We start from the raw sequence: 16,101 nt of genomic DNA, 5'->3' as shown, positions 1-16,101 counted from the left end.
TCAGCGCGGCCGATCGGTGCCGAGGGACTCGGTACTCAGGGTTCCGTCCGTCCCCACCACCAGACGCCAGTACGCGTTGGACTCGTCTTTGAGCACCACGCCCGCCTCGCGGCGGTCGGACAACCAGGTGCCGTCGGACAGGACGGCGGCGGTCACGGCATCGCCGCTGTCCCGCGCCTGCAGCAGGTCGACGTCGTCCTGCACGGTGCGCGTGACCACCGTGCTGGTGAAGGTGGGCCCCGACATGGTGCCGCGACCGATCACGGTCCACGCATCGGGGAAGACCGCGCCGTTCACGTCGTCGTTGACGCCCGAGATCAGGTTCACCGCGGTGCCCGTCGGGACGTGCTCCGCGTCGATGACCAGCTCGGCGGGCCGGCTGTTCGGGTCCGGATCGAAGATGATGTTGGCCAGGTACGGCTGCCGGCAGTACAGCAGCTCGACACACGTGGTGCGCGCCGAGATCTTGCAGTTGACCATGCCGAACTGGGACGGCCCGCCGGTCTCGCGCGTGCCGATGCTCAGGGCCACCTCGGACCCCTCGAACCAGACGTTGGTGAACCACCAGTCGTTCGCGGGACCGTCGACGCGGACGTGCCGATCCGTCGTGTCCGGGTCGTTGTCCGACACGAATTCGACGTTGGTGAACGCCATGCCGGCGTTGAAGTCGCCACCGGTGCCGAGCACGCCGACGCGGTTGCTCGTGAACTTCGAGGCCGTCACGTAGTTCTGGATGCACTCCGACGTCAGACCGATGCCGTAGTTGTTGATGTCGCAGTTGGTGAACGTGGTGCCGCCCGTGTTGTCGGTCAGCAGCACTCCGCGCTGGTTCTCGTACTGCGGGAACGTGGACGACGAGTGGTTGCCGCGGATGGTCACCGAGTCGAACGAGCAGCGGAAACACGCGGACAGTGAGAAGCACGTCGACGTGGCGCCGGTGGTGAAGAACCCCATCCGGCGGAAGTTGACGCGCTGGCGTCCCCGCAGGTCGATCAGAGTGCCGTTCTGTTCGTACAGGACGGTGGTGACATCGGCGCCGTCGCCGTACACGGTGGCGTAGTCGGCCATCGCCGGCCACGCCGTCACCCGGTAGGTGCCGCCGGGCAGATAGACCGCAGAGGCTTGGGTGATGCCCTCGAACGCCCGCGCGATCGCCTCGGTGTCGTCGGTGGTGCCGTCGCCCGTCGCCCCGAAGTCACGCACGTTGCGCGCAGCCGGGGTGTCCGTGACGTTCGGCGACTGGAACTGCACCGACTCGGCGTCGTCGCGCGAACACGCGACCGCGAGCGGAACGGTGGCGGCGACGAGGGTGCCTGTGAGCAGCCGTCGCCGGCCGAAGGAACTCGCGGTCACGCGGTGACCTGCTGTCTCTGCGGTTCGATGGTTCGGGCGAGCACCGAGGAAATGATCGTGCGGCGCATGTCGGCGTGGTACGCCGAGTGGTCACCGACGGGCGCGCTGACGATCAACGGTACGGTGCCGCTGCGACGCTGGATGCGTGTGAGGCCCTCGGGCCCACGCTGATCGACGAACCAGCGGTGATCGGCCGGAGCCAGGATCACGGTGGCGTCGACGTCGTTGTCCGCCAGCGAACGCAGGATGACCTCGGGAACCTGGGTCACGCCGCGCACACCGAGCAGCCGCCACGCCCGGTACGGCAGGTGCGTCTGCAGTGCGTTCTTGATGCGCGCCCGGGGCGTCTTCTGCCACGCCGGATCCGACCGCGGGATGCCCAGATCGGCAGGATCGATCTCGCCCTGCGTCGACTTCTTGCGCTTCCAGCTCCACGCGATGGCGTTCACCATGACGGCGCCGCCGGCCCCGATCTCCGTGGCGGCGTGGGCCGCGTTCCACGACCCGGAGCAGATGCCTGTGAGCACCACGCGACGCGGATCCGCATGCGCCGCACGGGCGGCCGCGACCACGTCGTCGGCGCTCTCCGCCGAGTAGATCGGAGTGTGCTCGTCGGCACGCACCACCTCCGATTCACCGGTTCCGCGTCGGTCGAAGCGCAGCGCGGACGCACCGGAGCGTGCCGCCTCGCGAGCGAGCTCGACCCACAGCCGCGCCGGTCCGGTGCGCGTGTCGTTCGCCGTGGCGCAGAAGACCAGAGTCGGTGCGGAATCCGGTGTCCCGACCGGAGTGGATCGGATGCCGAACAGGCCGTGCGCGCCGATGCTCTCGATGTGCTCGGTGAAGGTCGACCCGTCGCTCGCCTGGTGCGTGACGCTCGTGGTCGGGGTGAACTCGACCGCGCAGTCGCGGGCGGAGTCGTGTGCGCCGTCGAGGATGTCGACGACCGCGCGGATCGCCGTGTTCGGCAACGGCACCAGGAAGCTCTCGGGCGTGACGAACTCGGTCATCGTGCCGACGTGCCGCACCGTCGCCCCCGACCGCTCGATCGCCTTGTCGAGCCGAGGCGAGGAGTACCCGTCACGCAGCGCGAAGATCCACTGCGACACGGCGGGTGACGCCGCGGTGAGTTCGAGGGCGGACAGCGCTGCCGCGGCCTCGGTGGACAGCGAGTGCCCGATGGTGTGCAGATCGGTGTCGTCGGTGTCGGTTCCGACGGTGTCCGCGCCCACGCCGAGCCGGTACAGCGCCTGCTGCTCGCGCAGGTACGCGCGGCCGCGCGGCACCGGATCCCACAGGACGACCGTGTGCAGCGGGCCGACCGCGTCGGCGGCGCGATCGAGAAGCAGGGCACCGGCGCGCAGGCCGACGGCGGAGACCGTGGTGCAGCCGAGCGAGCGCACCAGGCTCACCGCGTCCCCGATGCTCGCGAGCCACCCGTCCATCGCCGCAGCGTCGTTCTGGTCGCCGCCCGAGTCGCCCACACCGAGGTAGTCGAACCGCAGCACGGCGAAGCCGGCCGCGGCCAACTCCTGCGCGAGCAGCTTGAGGCCGCGGTAGGTGTCGACGTGCTCCTTGCCCATCGACGGGCACAGCACGATCCCCGCGCGCGCGTGGTCGCCTTCGGGAAGGTGAACCACGCCGAACAGGCGACGGCCGTCCGATCCGAACCAGGTCGGTGTTGTCGACATGGGTGCTCGGTCCTCTCGGGAGTGCGAGCCGATCGGGCTCGGGGTGCTGGTGGAGTGGAGGGTCTGCGTCACTTGGTGACCCGGAAGGTGCGGCGGCCGGTCTGCGTCCGAGGGCGGACGGGCCGCGAGGTGGTGGGCTCCGCGGGACGGGTCGCCTTCGTGACCGTCGTGTCCTGCGCGGCCTTGTCCGCCTTGTCGGACGCGGCCGGCGTGGTCGTGTCGGCCTTGGTGATCGAGACCGGCTCGGGCGTCGCGCTGGTGTCGGCGTCGTCCGTCTCGGACTCGTCGGTGTCGACGTCCTCGACGTCCGCGGTGATGGTGTCGTTCACCTCGGACTCGGTCAAGCCCTTCTCCGCGACACCATCTTCTGCGTCGTCCTGCGGAACCTCGATCGGCTCCGCCGTCACCGCGTGGAAGCGGTCGGTCTCGGCGTCCGCCGGCGACTGGACCACGTCGTAACGCTCCTCCTGGCGGGGCTCGGGACGGGCGGCGCGCTCGGCACGAGGTGCCGGCTGGACGGTGTCCCAGCGATCCTGGTGATCGTCCCGGTAGCCGTCGGTGCGGTAGCCGTCACTGCGGTAGTCGTCGTTCCGGTACTCGGACTCGTGGACCGGCGACGGCGCGCGGTAGGACTGCGGTGCGGTCGGACGCGCAGCGGTGGTGGTCCGGGTGGTGGTCGGCACGTCGCGCACCTCGGCCACGGGAGCAGCCTTCGGCGACGTCGCGGGCACGACGTCGTCCTTCGCGGCGGAGGACTTCAGCAGCGACAGCGGCCAGCGGCGAGCCGAGACGTGCGGCACCAGAACGGTTCCGGCCACGGCGACCCCGATGCTGTCGAGCTCGGTCAGCAGTGCGCGGAGCTGCGCGGCGGTGGTGGTGCCGTTCTCGACGGCCACGACGACGTGGTCGACGTGCACGGCGATGGCGAGCGCATCGGTCGCGTCCGCCACCGAGGTCGCGTCGATCACCACGTAGTCACGATCGGCCTTCAGGCTCTGCACGATGGTGCCGAAGCGCGGGGAGGCCAGGAACAGGGTGGTCCGATCGTCACCCACGCCCATGGGCAGGATGCTCAGACCCTCGACCTGGCTCGGCCGCGTGAGATCGGTGGCCGACCGCTTCGGCGAGCGTGCGAGATCGGCGAGCCCGCCGGCGTTCTGCATGCGAGACGACACTCCGGTGCCGTCGGTGCAGGCGTCGACCACGAGAGTCGGGCGGCCCAGTCCGCTGAGCGCACGCGCCAGGGCGAGGACGGTGTCCGACCCGCCGGCGGGGGAGACGCCGACGACCGCGATGGAGTGCGGGGTCGTCCGGCCGACCGAGGCGTCGAGGCGCAGTGCGGCGCGCCGTGCGTCCGCGGTGCGCGTGGCCGCCTTGACGTCACCGAGGAACGTGGTGGGAGCGACCGCGGCGACCTGGCCGGTGGTGCGGATGCGCTTGTCGAGCCGGTCACGCAGGTACGCCGCAGCGCAGCCGAGCAGCATGCCGGCGACGGCGCCCATGAGCAGGGTGCGCATCGGTGCGGGCCCGCCCACGGCGGCCGGGGTGGTCGCCGGGTCGACGACGGTCACCTTCGCCGCGGGAGCCGCGCCGATCTCCGTGGTCTCGATCTCGTTGACCAGATCACGGAGCTCGGTGACCACCGCGTCGTTGATCGCCCGCGCACCGTCCGGCGTCGTGTCCGACACCGAGATGCCGATGAGCACGGTGGCCGGTGCGAAGGACGTGGTGACCGTCGACGCGAGAGCCGCCGGCGTGGTGTCGAGCTGCAGATCGGAGATGACACCCGACATGACGCGCTCACTGGTCACCAGGTTCACGTAGGACGTGACACGCTGCTGCGCCGCCATGTTGCCCTGGTAGGCGTCCGACACCGAGGTGCCGGTCGCCATCGAGACGTAGAGACGGCTCGAGGAGGTGTAGGAGTAGCTCAGCGTCGACGTGTACGCCGCCGCTGCCACCGTTCCCAACACGACGAAGGCCAGGATGGTCATCCACCGGCGTCGTGCGATGTTCACGTAATCGATCAAACCCATGATGCAGATCCTTTGCTCGAAGAGCGGTCGAGTGTGGAGATGTCGTCGGGAACGTGCGTGGTCGGAGGGGGTGTCTCCGCGCACTGTCGGGAGTACTCGCCGACGAGAAGCGTCACGATCCACACGAGAATTGCCAATTGGAGTGATTTGCCGATGGACTCGGTCGTCCCGAGGATCCCGCGCTCGAACAGCACCGGATACTCGATGAGCGTCAGCCCGAGCACCACGAAGAGGAAGTTCCTCGCGAGGAGCCATCGAACGGCGACCAGCACCATGACGAAGGTGAAGGTCATGGTGACGGCCACGCCGGCGTACCCGCCGAACACGAAGCCCTCACTGATGTTTCCCTCGGCCAGGGAGACGGACACGTTGCGCATGTCCACCGACGACCCGCGGACCTGGTTGGCCCACGCGGTGCCGGACTGGAACTTCTCCGATCCGAGGAGCTGGGACGGGATGAAGTTGAGGAGCGCGTTCTTCACCACGTCGCCGTGCGAGATCCATTCCCGGCCCTGCATGTAGTACGCGTCCGTCGCGGCCTCGAGGAGGTCGAAGCGGCGCAGGATCGGCAGGAACGGTTGCACGACAGGGGGATAGCTGGCCTCGGCGGCCGCCGAGATCGCACGGGCCTCGGGGTCCACCTTCAGCGACTGCAGGATGCCGAACGCGCCGATGGCGCCGGCCGAGATACCGAGCACGCCGAGGATGGTCCCGCGCGTCCACCCGATGAGGGCGAAGCGCACGGCGACGGCGAGAGCCGCACCGAGCACGGGGGTCTTGGACTCCACGATCACGGTCCACACGAGCTCCATGCCCATCAGGCCGAGCAGCAGGACCGCGGTCTGCCACAGCTTCTCCGGTCGCGCGAAGACGATGAGGCCGAGGGCGCCCACCGTCGCCATCGTGGCGGCGAAGTCGAGGAGCGGGTTGGAACTGCTGACCTCACCGGCGGATCCGGTGTTGCCCGTCGCGAAGGACACGAAGCGTCCGCCGAGACCCAGCACGTAGATGGTGCCGAGGCTGCGGAAGAAGTACGGATCCGCGACGGCCGCGCCGATGGTGGTCCGCTCCTGCGGTCCCCGGCGCCACCGACGGAACAGCACGTATCCGACGACGAGAGCCACGTAGAACCACAGACCGAACACGACGGGCTTCAGCACCTCGGCGATGCCGATGTCGTAGCCGATGTTCGCCAGTCGCGGGTCCGCCAGGCTGTCCGCGAACTGCGGCTGCGGGAGCGTCCACAGCAGGACGAGGGGACGCGCCACGTAACTCAGCGACCAGTAGGCGGACTGCGCCAGCAGGAACACCTTGGCGACACCCGGCACGAACATCGCGGACACGACGAGGGCGACGATGGCCGCAGTGGTGAGCGCGACGGCGGTGTAGGCGGTCACGACGCGGCCCCCGTCGGGCGGCGCAGGGCGACGATGTCACAACGCATCGGTCATCTCCCGTGCTCGGTCCACGTACGCGTGGTGATCACCGACGATCCGCAGCCGGCCGCGCTCCGCCATCTCTCTGGCTGCATCAGGTTCGGTGCGGCACCACGCCAGGATGTCATCGAGTTCGTCCGAACTGGAGAAAAGACGGCAATCCCGTCCGTCCTCCAGCAGCGCCATGTGCTCGTCCGTGCGCTCACCGACGAACAGACCGCCGGCCGCGGGCACCTCGAACGTGCGGCACGTGTGGGTGTCGCGGTTGTCCGAGTTCAGCAGGACGAGGTTGGCCAGCACGGCCGACACCGCCACCGAGAACCCCTCGCCGTACACGGCGCCGCCGATGTGAGCCGACGTCGTCCGCAGCGCGGACACGCGTCGCCATCCCGGACCCTGGACCGTCATCGCGGAGCCGTGCGTGCGGGCGAGCTCCACCATCGAGTCGCGGCGGTCCGGTCGGCAGGCACCGATGAAGCCGACGAGGTACTCGGCCGGATCACGACGGGCGGTCGGACGGTGCCAGGCAGGGTCGTACGCGCTGTGGACGAAGAGCGTCGACTTCGCGCCGCGCGACTCCAGCTCGGGCACGTTGTGCCGCTTGGTGGTGACGACGAGGTCCCAGTCGGCCTCGCGGCGCAGGTACTCCGGCGTGGTGTTGTACGGGTTGGACACGTCGTCCGGGCTGTAGTGCACGTGCAGACCCGCCGGCAGAGCCAGCAGTCGGTCCTGGTCGAGATGCACGGTGCGGAACGCGAACAGCATGTCGGGGCGGAACTGCGCTGCCGCCGCCTCGATGCGGCGGTGCAGTGCCTCGAGAACCCAGGGGGCGCGGCCGCGGCCGAGCTTGCTGTACACCCACGGCGGGGACAGCCGGGTCGGCAGCGCGACCGGAGTGGTGTCGACGACGAGCACGGTGTGGCCGGCCTCGCGGAACCCGTCGGCCATGGACCGGGCGTTGCTGCCGATCCAGTCGTCTCCGAGGAACAGGATCTTCATCGACTTGCCTCCCGGAAGCGGCGAACGGCGAGGGGAACGGTGGGGGCATCGGAGGCGACCACGGCCATCGGCACGGTGGGTTCCTCCGATTCCGCGTGCAGCGCATCGTCGTTGCGGCGATGCAGCATGCGCACCCGGAACAGGTACCAGGCCGCGACTGCGACCTCGCAGGTGAGCGTGCCGTAGACCAGCGCCCACACCGACTCGGTGGACAGCGCGGTTGCCAGCGCTCCCGCGGCGAAGACGGTGCCGACGACGGCGCCGATCAGCACCCCCTTGGTGTCCTGGCGGACCGGCAGGATCGCGGTGGTGACGAACGAGGTGATGGCGGTGAAGGGCAGGATGAACACCTGCACGCGCATGATGTCCACCGCGGACGAGAACTGATCGCCGAACACCAGCGAGATCAGCAGCGGCGCGCTCACCCACAGCCCGACGGTGGCCACGACGGCCACACCCACGCACGCGGTCAGTCCGCGCAGTGCGTTCTGCCAGAAGTGGTCCTCCCGGCCGCGGGCCAGCCGCGGCAGAAGGCCGTAGCCGATGGCGTCGAGCAGCGACTGGAACGCGCGGATCAGCCGGTCGCTGGCGGAGAAGATGCCGAGCGACGCCGCGGACAGCGCCACGGAGTAGAAGGTCGCGGCGCCCTGGCCGTAGCTGGTGATGAGCAGCCGCGAGGTCAGGACGGGCACGCCCATGCGGACCATCGCGGTGACGTCCTTCGGCTTGCTCGGCGGGCCGAACTCGCGGATGGTGAGCCGCCAGGTCAGGGCCACGGACACCACCGACGACGCCAGCAGGCACAGCATCGCGACCGCGGCGCTGGGGAACATCGGCAGCAGCGTCACCAGCAGCACGAGGTACAGGATGCGGCCGATGCCCTGGTAGACCACGCCGATGCCGAAGCGGGCCTGGGCCACGAGCACCCAGTCGTCGCCGAACGACGCGAAGCCGCCGGCGAAGAGGCCGAGCAGGATCATGTGCAGGTGCACGTGCGCACCCACGGTGAGGCTGGCCAGCAGCCCGGTGCCCATCACGGCGAGCACCGTGGCGCGCAGCGCGAGGTAGTTGCCACGGAGCTGGTTGAGGTTCTCGTCGTTCGCCATTGCCGCGAGGAACGTGGTGATGCCGAAGTCGACCAGCAGCGAGCCGATGAAGTACGCCGACATCGCGATCGCGAGCAGACCCAGCCCCTCGGTGCCGAGGATGCGGGCCGTGAGCGGCAGCGTGACGATCGTGACCAGGTACTGGCCGTACTTGCCGAAGCTGACGAAGGCGATGTCGCGTACCGCCGACAGCTTGTGCAGCGATCCACGGCGGTGCTTCGGGGGCTCGGTGGTGGGGCCGCCGCGCGACCCGCCACGACTGAGTTCACCGACCATGACGCACGCTCACGGTGTCGAGGACGTCCTCGAGGAAGCTCTCGACGGTGCGGGCCGATTCCTCGATGTCGAAGTGCGCGGCACGGGCCGGCGCGGCGGCGGACAGGCGCGTCCGCAGGTCACGGTCGGCGACGACGCGATCGAGCATGGCGGTGAGGCCCGCGCGGTCGCCGGAGTCGACGAGCATGCCGTTGACACCGTGCTCGACGATCTCCGCGGGTCCGCCGGGCCGCGACGCGACCACGGCGCAGCCGGCGAGCATGCCCTCGACCACGACCTGACCGAACGGTTCCGCCGTCAGGGTGCAGTGGACCAGCACGTCGGACATCCGCATGTAGTCCCGCGGATCGTCGACGTGGCCGGTGAAGGTGACGGGCAGGTCGAGCTCGGCGGCCATGGCCTCGAGCTCTGCGCGGTACGGCTCCTCGCCGAAGAATGTGCCGCCGACGAGGAAGACGTGCGCCGGCCGGGTGGTCATCGCCGCGACCGCCTCGAGGAAGAGGACGTGTCCCTTCCACGGGGTGAGTCGGGCGACCAGACACAGCACCGTGTCCGCGGGAGCGGACTGCTCGGGGCGGGCACCCACCGGGCGGTCCGCCGACCCGTCGACGCCGGGGTAGGCGACCACGGCGGGCCGACGCCAGGTGGGCAGCGAGGCCAGCGTGGACGTGCTGTTGGCGATGAAGCCGCGGCACGCGGTCCAGCCCAGAACGTGCAGCACGGCGGTGAACAGCGTGCCGAAGTACTCGCGGGAGATGCGGTCGTGGGAGTGCCACACCAAGGGCACGCCCGCTCGCCGTGCGGCGATGGTCCCCATGAGCAACGCCTTGGACGACTCGGCGACGACCACGTCGGCACCCGACTCGCGAACGACGGCGCCCACGGCCCACCCCAGCCGGAGCAGGCCGGTGACTCCGCCGATCATGCGGCGGACGGACATGCCCTCGATGGTCACGGAGCGGCTGTCGAACGCGCCGTCCACGACGACGGTGTCGATGCCGTCGGCACGGAGCTTGTCCACCATCGGACCCGTCTCGGTGAAGACGACGGTGACCTCGGTCTTGTCCATGGCGCGCACCAGGCGGTGCAGCGCGATCTCGGCGCCGGACGGCGCCGCGGTGTGGGCGAGGAACAGTGCGCGGGTCATCGATGGACCAACTCTCGGTACACGTCGACGTGGCGGCGGGCCGAGGACTCCCACGAGAACGACTCGGCATGGGCGCGGCACGCGGCGGCACTCGGCACGTCGCCGCTCAGCGCGGTGGAGAGGCGGTGGGCGAGTGCGTCGACGTCGCCGGCGGGCACCACGAGGGAGGGATCGAGGCCCGCGACGGCGTCGGGCAGGCCGCCGCAGTCGGTCACGACGGGGGCGCGTCCGCTGGCGCAGGACTCGAGGGCGATGAGCCCGAAGCCTTCGAGGCTCAGGGTCGGGACCACGGAGACGGTGGCCTCGGCGTAGAGCGCTGCGAGGCGCTCGTCGCTGGTCCGGCCGGTGAAGACGATGGAGTCGCCGGCGGTGGACTCGGCGGCCTGGCTGCGCAGTGCCGCCTCCTCGGTGCCGGTCCCGACGACGACGAGCTGCGCGTCCGGGTGGTCCGCCACGACGGCGGGCCAGGCCGCGACGAGCCGGTCGATGCCCATGCGGCGCTCGAGTCGGCGCACGCAGAGGACGGTGGGGCGAGCGTTGCTCGGTGCCGGGGTGACGGCGAAACGGTCCAGGTCGACGCCCGGCGGGATGATCGTGATCGCGGCCGGATCGACGGCGTAGTCCTCGGTGAGGATGCGGGCGGAGTGCCCCGACAGCACGATGAACCGGCGCACGTCGAGGAAGCGCAGACGCTCGACCCAGTACTTGGCGCGCACGACCAGATCGCTCTCGCCGGACATGGCGCTCTCGGCGGCCCAGGGTCCGTGGAAGTGCGCCACCGACGGGTGCGCACCGCGCAGGCCGACGGTGGGGCGTCCGAAGAGGCTGAAGTGGCGGTCGATCACCGTGTTCCTCGGCAGACCGCGATCGGCGGAGAGGGCCGACCAGACGCGCGAGAGCGTGGAACCCGTCGAGGGTCCCCACGAGGACGTGCCGTGGTGGCCGTCGCTCAGATCGGAGTCGCCGAACGCGGACGCGGAGGCGCTGACGCCGTCGAGAGCGGAGAGCGCGACGTAGAGATCGGTGAAGTAGCGGTTGAGGCCACCCGGCGAGTCGGCGAACCACTCGGCGCCGGTCATGTGTACCTGCACCGTGGCCGTGCGGTCACGAGTAGCGGGTGCGGGGATCATCGGGGTCGACAGCCTTTCGTCTCGGTCCGGTGCTCGTCGATGCGTCCACGGCGCCGGGTTTGTGACTCCGAACCAAACTTCTGGATCGGAGCGTCCGGTGCGCCGCGTCTGCATCGGCGAAGCTCGGCCGTGCGCGTCGGCCCCGCTCGACACGCTGCTCGGTGAGGGATTTCTGCGATCGATGTGCCACTGACAGTCGCCCTGGGGCCCTACCTGGCAGTAAGGTGTGCCCGGTCGCATCCACGACCGGTATCGATCTCGCAGTTCCCTATTTCATCGTTTAACATACCGGAAGATTCTTTTGGGCGCCATACAGCAGGAGCTGTCCGGTTCCTGCGCCCGAAGCGGGTGCGACGTGAACAGGGCTGTGACAAGTGACAACGCAGGGGAATCACCACCCACCGAGAGGAAGCGCCGACGGATGTCCGACACCGAAGCTGTGACGTCGGTCCCTCGGGACGTGGTCGATTCGGGCGTTCTGTCCGGTCTCACCACGGTGTTGCTCTACGACCTGGGCCGTGGCGGCGCGACGGCGAGCCTCGTGGACGTCGACGAGATGGCGGTCCTGGGCTCCGTCGACTCCTCGGTGGCCGGTGGGGATGTCTTCGATCACATCGTGCTCGATCACATCGTCGACCGCGGCATTCTGGAGCGTCCCGCCGAGGGCGCGGACGACACGGACGTCATCGTCTTCTGCCGCCGCGTGAAGGAGTCACTGTCCTCCGCGACCGTCGCGCGCACCCCCGGCGGCGGCACCACATTGATCACGCGTCAGGAGTTCGAGACCGCGGTTCGCCCTCTGCTCGACCTCTCGCTCGACACCGCGGCTTCGCTTCTCGGCGAGCGCGACCTCGACGCGGTGATCCTCGTCGGGGGCGGTTCGCCCATCCCGATCCTGTCGATCGCCGCCGCGGAACGCTTCGGCGTTCCGGTCCTCACCGCGCTGGACCCGCGCGCGACGCGCGTGTCGGTACCGGCGCCGGCGCCCGAGCCCGATCCGCAGCGCGACGAGACCGAGCCCTCGTCCACGGATCGGACCGTCGCCTTCGCGGCCGCCCCCGCCGAGCCGGAACGCGAGCCCGACGCGTCGGCGCCCGCGGACGTCGTCGACGTTGGCGGGGAACCGGTGCCCGATCCGAAGCGCAGCAGGGTCCCCGTCGCCCTCGTCCTCGCCTTCTCGTGCGCCGTCATGGCGGGCGCCGCGGCGTGGGCCTTCACCTCGATGCCCGAGCCGATGGACCCCGCCACGGTCAGCACCCCGTCCGTGGCACCCACCAGCGCGGTGGCGCCCGTCGGGTCGCGTGGAGTCCCGCCGCCCGTCACCACCACCGCCGACCCGTTCGCCGACGAGACCGACGGGGACTTCGGCGGTGGCGGGGACTTCGGTGGCGGGGACTTCGGTGGTGGCGGGGACTTCGGGGGGTTCTGATCACCTCTCTCGCGGCTACTGTCGTGCGTGATGTGAACGCGTGGGCCGACACCTCGTGTCGACGACCAATGGAGGAGCAGTGACGGTGAATCTCTCGGCGACGCCGGTGGGCGGGTCCCCGTTGCCCGCGGACCTCGATCCCGCGACGTACCGATCGCACTCCCTGCACTCGTCGGAGCGCACGTGGTCCGAGACCAACTGCTACGTCGACCTGTGGATCGAACTGCTGCACGCGATGGGCGCAGATCCGACACCCGCACTGGCGTTCGCCCTCAGCGCGGGGTTCGACGGCCGGCAGTGGGACTTCGTGAAGTTCCAGCCCGAGGATCTCCGCCTCCTCTACGGGGTGGACGTCTCCGAGATGAACATCTGGAAGCCGTTCGGAGAGCACCTGATCGAGAACATGCACGACGGTGTGCTGAGTACGGTCGAGATCGACGCCTTCTACCTCCCCGACACCGACGGCACCAGCTACGGCCGGGAGCACACCAAGACGACGATCGTGCCGACGGCCATCGATGCCGACGCCCGCCGGCTCGACTACTTCCACAACGCCGGTCTGTTCCGCCTCGAGGGTGACGACTTCGACGGCGCACTCGCCCGGTCGCTCGCTCCCGGAACGGTGGCGCTGCCGCCCTACGTCGAACGGGTCGTCGTCGACCGTGATGCTCTGGCCGCCGGTCCGGAGACCGACGATCACGACCTGCAGGTGGTGCGTGCTCACCTCGAGCGCGCCGATGCGGGCAACCCGGTCGAACGCCTCGGAGGGCGGGTCGTCGAGGACGTCGCGCTGATCCAGCAGGCGGGCCCGGACTTCTTCCACCTGTGGTCGTTCGGCACCCTCCGTCAGTGCGGCTCCACCGCCGAACTCGCGGCCGACCTGGCCGAGTACCTCGAACGCCGCGGAGTCGAGGGTGCGGCGGCTGCCGCCGAGCCCTTCCGGGAGGTGGCGTCCGGCGCCAAGTCCGTGCAGTTCCGGATGGCGCGAGCCGCTCGGGGACGCGACGTCGACGTGCGTGACTCGATGGCCGGCGTGGCAGCGGCCTGGCAGCGCGGTATGGACGCAGTGCGTTCGGCGCTGTGACCGCGCCGCTCGATCTGCTGGCCGACGCACACTGGACGCTCCTGTCGACCGATCCCGGTGCCGTCGAGTGCCCCGATGGTCTCCCGGACACCGATACTGCTGTGCCCGCACGGGTTCCGGGTACCGTCGCCGGCGCGCTGGCCGCGGCGGGGTTGCCGATCGAGGACCTCGACGGGCGCGACTGGTGGTTCCGCACCGAGGTGCCGGTGCCGGACGGGACGGAGTCGATACGGCTGCATCTCGAGGGCATCGCCACCCTCGCGGAGGTCTGGGTCGACGGGACGCTGACGACCACCAGCACGTCGATGTTCGTTCCCGTCACCGTCGAGGCCCTCGTCGCCGGCACCGTCTCGATCGCGCTGTGCTGTCGTTCGCTCGACGCGGCACTGGCGAAGCGCCGCCCGCGCGGCCGGTGGCGATCGTCCATGATCTCGTCGCAGGGCCTGCGGTGGATCCGCACCTCGATGCTCGGCCGCGCCCCCGTGTTCACCGGCGCCCCGGCTCCTGTCGGACCCTGGCGCGCCGTGCGCTGTGTCGCTGTGGACGTCCCTGCCGTGACGGTGCGCGGGCTGGTGCGGGACGGACGCTGCGTCCTACAGGTCGACGGCACGGCCACGACCGGCGCTGCTGTGCGAATCGAGCTGGGCGACAGCGTGTTCGAGCTCTCGGCCGATGCCGACGGACGAGTGACGGACGAGATCGACGCGGGTGAGCGGGCCCTGTGGTGGCCGCACACGCACGGTGATCCGACCCTCCACGACGTCACCGTGACCGTCGACGGTCACGTCGTGCACTTCCGAGTGGGGTTCCGCTCGAGCGCACTGCGCGACACGACGCTGCTCGTGAACGAGGTGCCCGTCTTCTGCCGCGGCGGATGCTGGGTCCCGCTCGACCCGATCACGCTGCAGAACGATCCCGACCACCTGCGGGACACCCTGACCTCGTATGTCGAGGCCGGGCTGAACATGGTGCGACTCACGGGCACGATGGTCTACGAGTCGGCCGAGTTCCACACGCTCTGTTCGGAACTGGGCATCATGGTGTGGCAGGACGTCATGCTGGCGACCATCGATCCACCGGACGATCCCGCCGTCGAGTCCGCCGTCGTCGACGAGGTCCGGGCGATGCTCGCGACCGCCGGTGGGCCCTCCCTCGTGGTGGTGAGCGGCGGTAGCGAGACGTACCAGCAGCCGACGATGCTCGGGCTCGCCTCGGACGAGTCACGGATACCACTGCTGGACAGCATCATTCCAGACGTGGTGCACGCCTTCTCCGGTGTCGCGTACGTCCCGTCCACCCCGTCGGGCGGCGACCTCGCCACCCACGTGGGCTCCGGCTTCGCGCACTACTTCGGCATCGGCGGCTACCTGCGACCTCTCTCGGACGTGCGGTACGCCCGGGTGGCATTCGCGACGGAGTGCCTGGCGTTCTCCGTGCCCCCGGAGCGGCGCGTCGTCGACTCCGTGTTCGGCTCGGCCCATCCGGCGGGCCACGATCCGCGCTGGAAGGCCACGGTTCCGCGTGATCGGGGAGCGTCGTGGGACTTCGAGGACGTGCGAGACCACTACGTGCGCACCCTCTTCGACGTGGAGCCGTCCGCGGTGCGCCGCGACGATCCGGAGCGCTACCTCGACCTGGGTCGCGCGGCCGTCTGTGAGGCGGTGACGCAGTCGTTCGGATTCTGGAGGCAGGTGGACTCGGGTTGCGGGGGAGCGCTGGTGCTGACTCTCCGCGACCTCGAGCCGGGCGCGGGGTGGGGATTCACCGACAGCACCGGCATCGCCAAGGCGCCCTGGTACGCGGTGGCGCGGGCCAGCGCACCGATCACCGTCCTCGTGACGGACGAGGGGATGGACGGGCTTCGTCTCGACGTGATGAACGACGGCGCGGATCCCGTCGCCGGAACACTCACCGTGCGGGCGCATCAGCGTACGGGAGCCGTTGCTGCCGACGGTGTTCGGCAGCTCGCTCTCGATGCCCACTCGTCGTGGACCGGTACCGCGGACGGTGTCGTCGGCAGGTTCACCGACATGACGCACGCTCACCGATTCGGGTCGCGCACCGTCGACGCGGTGAGTGTCGTGCTGGCCGCCCCGGAGGGCACCGTGCTCGCCGAGGCAGTGCATCTGGTGGAGAACGGGCTGCTCCCGCTGCAGAACTCGGTGGGTCTCACCGCGTCGGCGGCCCCGGAGGGCGACGGCCGGTGGACCCTCACCGTCGCGTGCACGGATGCCGCGCAGTACGTGTGCGTGGACGTGGACGGCTACCGGGCGTCCGACTCGTGGTTCCACCTCGCCCCCGGAACGAGCCGCGCCCTGACTCTGCTGCCACGCTCGGGTTCGACCACGCCGCGAGGGCATGTCCGAGCGGTGAACAGCACAGCCAGGGCGACGGTGACGGTTCTCGAGAGATAG

At 70.0% G+C, this 16,101-nt stretch carries 11 protein-coding genes; 3 read left to right on the top strand and 8 right to left on the bottom strand.

Translation table 11 applies throughout. From position 1 onward, the window contains the following. The 8 genes from BR07_RS0120200 to BR07_RS0120165 form a co-directional block, all read right to left on the bottom strand. Complete coding sequence (locus BR07_RS0120200; RefSeq protein WP_027506969.1) at positions 1-1,353, bottom strand: glycosyl hydrolase family 28-related protein; 1,353 nt, start codon at positions 1,351-1,353, stop codon at positions 1-3. Then, positions 1,350-3,044 carry an alpha/beta fold hydrolase gene (locus BR07_RS0120195; protein WP_027506968.1) on the bottom strand — a complete coding sequence of 565 codons (1,695 nt, stop codon included), beginning with the start codon at positions 3,042-3,044 and terminating at the stop codon, positions 1,350-1,352. Before BR07_RS0120195 ends, BR07_RS0120200 begins: the two co-directional genes overlap by 4 nt. A gap of 68 nt (positions 3,045-3,112) precedes the next feature. After that, entirely contained in the window at positions 3,113-5,080 is a 1,968-nt protein-coding gene (locus BR07_RS26385; protein WP_051613635.1) for a Wzz/FepE/Etk N-terminal domain-containing protein, read from the bottom strand. Next, positions 5,071-6,477 (bottom strand): hypothetical protein, encoded by a 1,407-nt coding sequence (locus tag BR07_RS25690; protein WP_051613634.1) that lies wholly within the window; start codon positions 6,475-6,477, stop codon positions 5,071-5,073. Before BR07_RS25690 ends, BR07_RS26385 begins: the two co-directional genes overlap by 10 nt. Before the next feature lie 36 nt (positions 6,478-6,513). Beyond that, complete coding sequence (locus BR07_RS0120180; RefSeq protein WP_027506967.1) at positions 6,514-7,515, bottom strand: CgeB family protein; 1,002 nt, start codon at positions 7,513-7,515, stop codon at positions 6,514-6,516. Beyond that, positions 7,512-8,897 carry a lipopolysaccharide biosynthesis protein gene (locus tag BR07_RS0120175; RefSeq protein ID WP_081821439.1) on the bottom strand — a complete coding sequence of 462 codons (1,386 nt, stop codon included), beginning with the start codon at positions 8,895-8,897 and terminating at the stop codon, positions 7,512-7,514. Before BR07_RS0120175 ends, BR07_RS0120180 begins: the two co-directional genes overlap by 4 nt. Then, the gene (locus tag BR07_RS0120170; RefSeq protein WP_027506965.1) at positions 8,887-10,044 is read right to left on the bottom strand and encodes a glycosyltransferase family 4 protein; all 1,158 of its coding nucleotides are present in this window, start codon (positions 10,042-10,044) and stop codon (positions 8,887-8,889) included. The genes BR07_RS0120175 and BR07_RS0120170 overlap by 11 nt, the downstream gene beginning before the upstream one ends. Next, on the bottom strand, positions 10,041-11,123 hold the full coding sequence (locus BR07_RS0120165; RefSeq protein WP_027506964.1) for a glycosyltransferase family 4 protein: 1,083 nt from the start codon (positions 11,121-11,123) through the stop codon (positions 10,041-10,043). Before BR07_RS0120165 ends, BR07_RS0120170 begins: the two co-directional genes overlap by 4 nt. 472 nt (positions 11,124-11,595) lie before the next feature. On the opposite strand from BR07_RS0120165, the gene BR07_RS0120160 reads away from it, so the two are divergent. The 3 genes from BR07_RS0120160 (at position 11,596) to BR07_RS0120150 (ending at position 16,101) form a co-directional block, all read left to right on the top strand. Further along, positions 11,596-12,603, top strand: coding sequence for an Hsp70 family protein (locus tag BR07_RS0120160; RefSeq protein ID WP_027506963.1), 1,008 nt, complete (start codon positions 11,596-11,598; stop codon positions 12,601-12,603). A 79-nt stretch (positions 12,604-12,682) separates the two neighbouring features. After that, a complete protein-coding gene (locus tag BR07_RS0120155) occupies positions 12,683-13,687 on the top strand; it encodes a DUF1839 family protein (RefSeq protein ID WP_442970378.1) in 1,005 nt (334 codons plus the stop codon). Then, positions 13,684-16,101 carry a glycosyl hydrolase 2 galactose-binding domain-containing protein gene (locus BR07_RS0120150; RefSeq protein WP_051613633.1) on the top strand — a complete coding sequence of 806 codons (2,418 nt, stop codon included), beginning with the start codon at positions 13,684-13,686 and terminating at the stop codon, positions 16,099-16,101. Before BR07_RS0120155 ends, BR07_RS0120150 begins: the two co-directional genes overlap by 4 nt.

This window comes from Rhodococcus sp. UNC23MFCrub1.1, from assembly GCF_000686025.1.
Lineage (GTDB): Bacteria > Actinomycetota > Actinomycetes > Mycobacteriales > Mycobacteriaceae > Rhodococcoides.
The sequence above is the reverse complement of the archived record's forward strand: the minus strand, read 5'-3'. Positions and strand labels throughout refer to the sequence as shown.

What these genes read in the sequence shown, in the direction of transcription:
- BR07_RS0120160 (WP_027506963.1), top strand. Translation starts at nt 11,596, where the DNA reads ATGTCCGACACCGAAGCTGTGACGTCGGTCCCTCGGGACGTGGTCGAT.
- BR07_RS0120165 (WP_027506964.1), bottom strand. Translation starts at nt 11,123, where the DNA reads ATGACCGGCGCCGAGTGGTTCGCCGACTCGCCGGGTGGCCTCAACCGC.
- BR07_RS0120195 (WP_027506968.1), bottom strand. Translation starts at nt 3,044, where the DNA reads ATGTCGACAACACCGACCTGGTTCGGATCGGACGGCCGTCGCCTGTTC.
- BR07_RS0120170 (WP_027506965.1), bottom strand. Translation starts at nt 10,044, where the DNA reads ATGACCCGCGCACTGTTCCTCGCCCACACCGCGGCGCCGTCCGGCGCC.
- BR07_RS26385 (WP_051613635.1), bottom strand. Translation starts at nt 5,080, where the DNA reads ATGGGTTTGATCGATTACGTGAACATCGCACGACGCCGGTGGATGACC.
- BR07_RS0120175 (WP_081821439.1), bottom strand. Translation starts at nt 8,897, where the DNA reads ATGGTCGGTGAACTCAGTCGTGGCGGGTCGCGCGGCGGCCCCACCACC.
- BR07_RS0120180 (WP_027506967.1), bottom strand. Translation starts at nt 7,515, where the DNA reads ATGAAGATCCTGTTCCTCGGAGACGACTGGATCGGCAGCAACGCCCGG.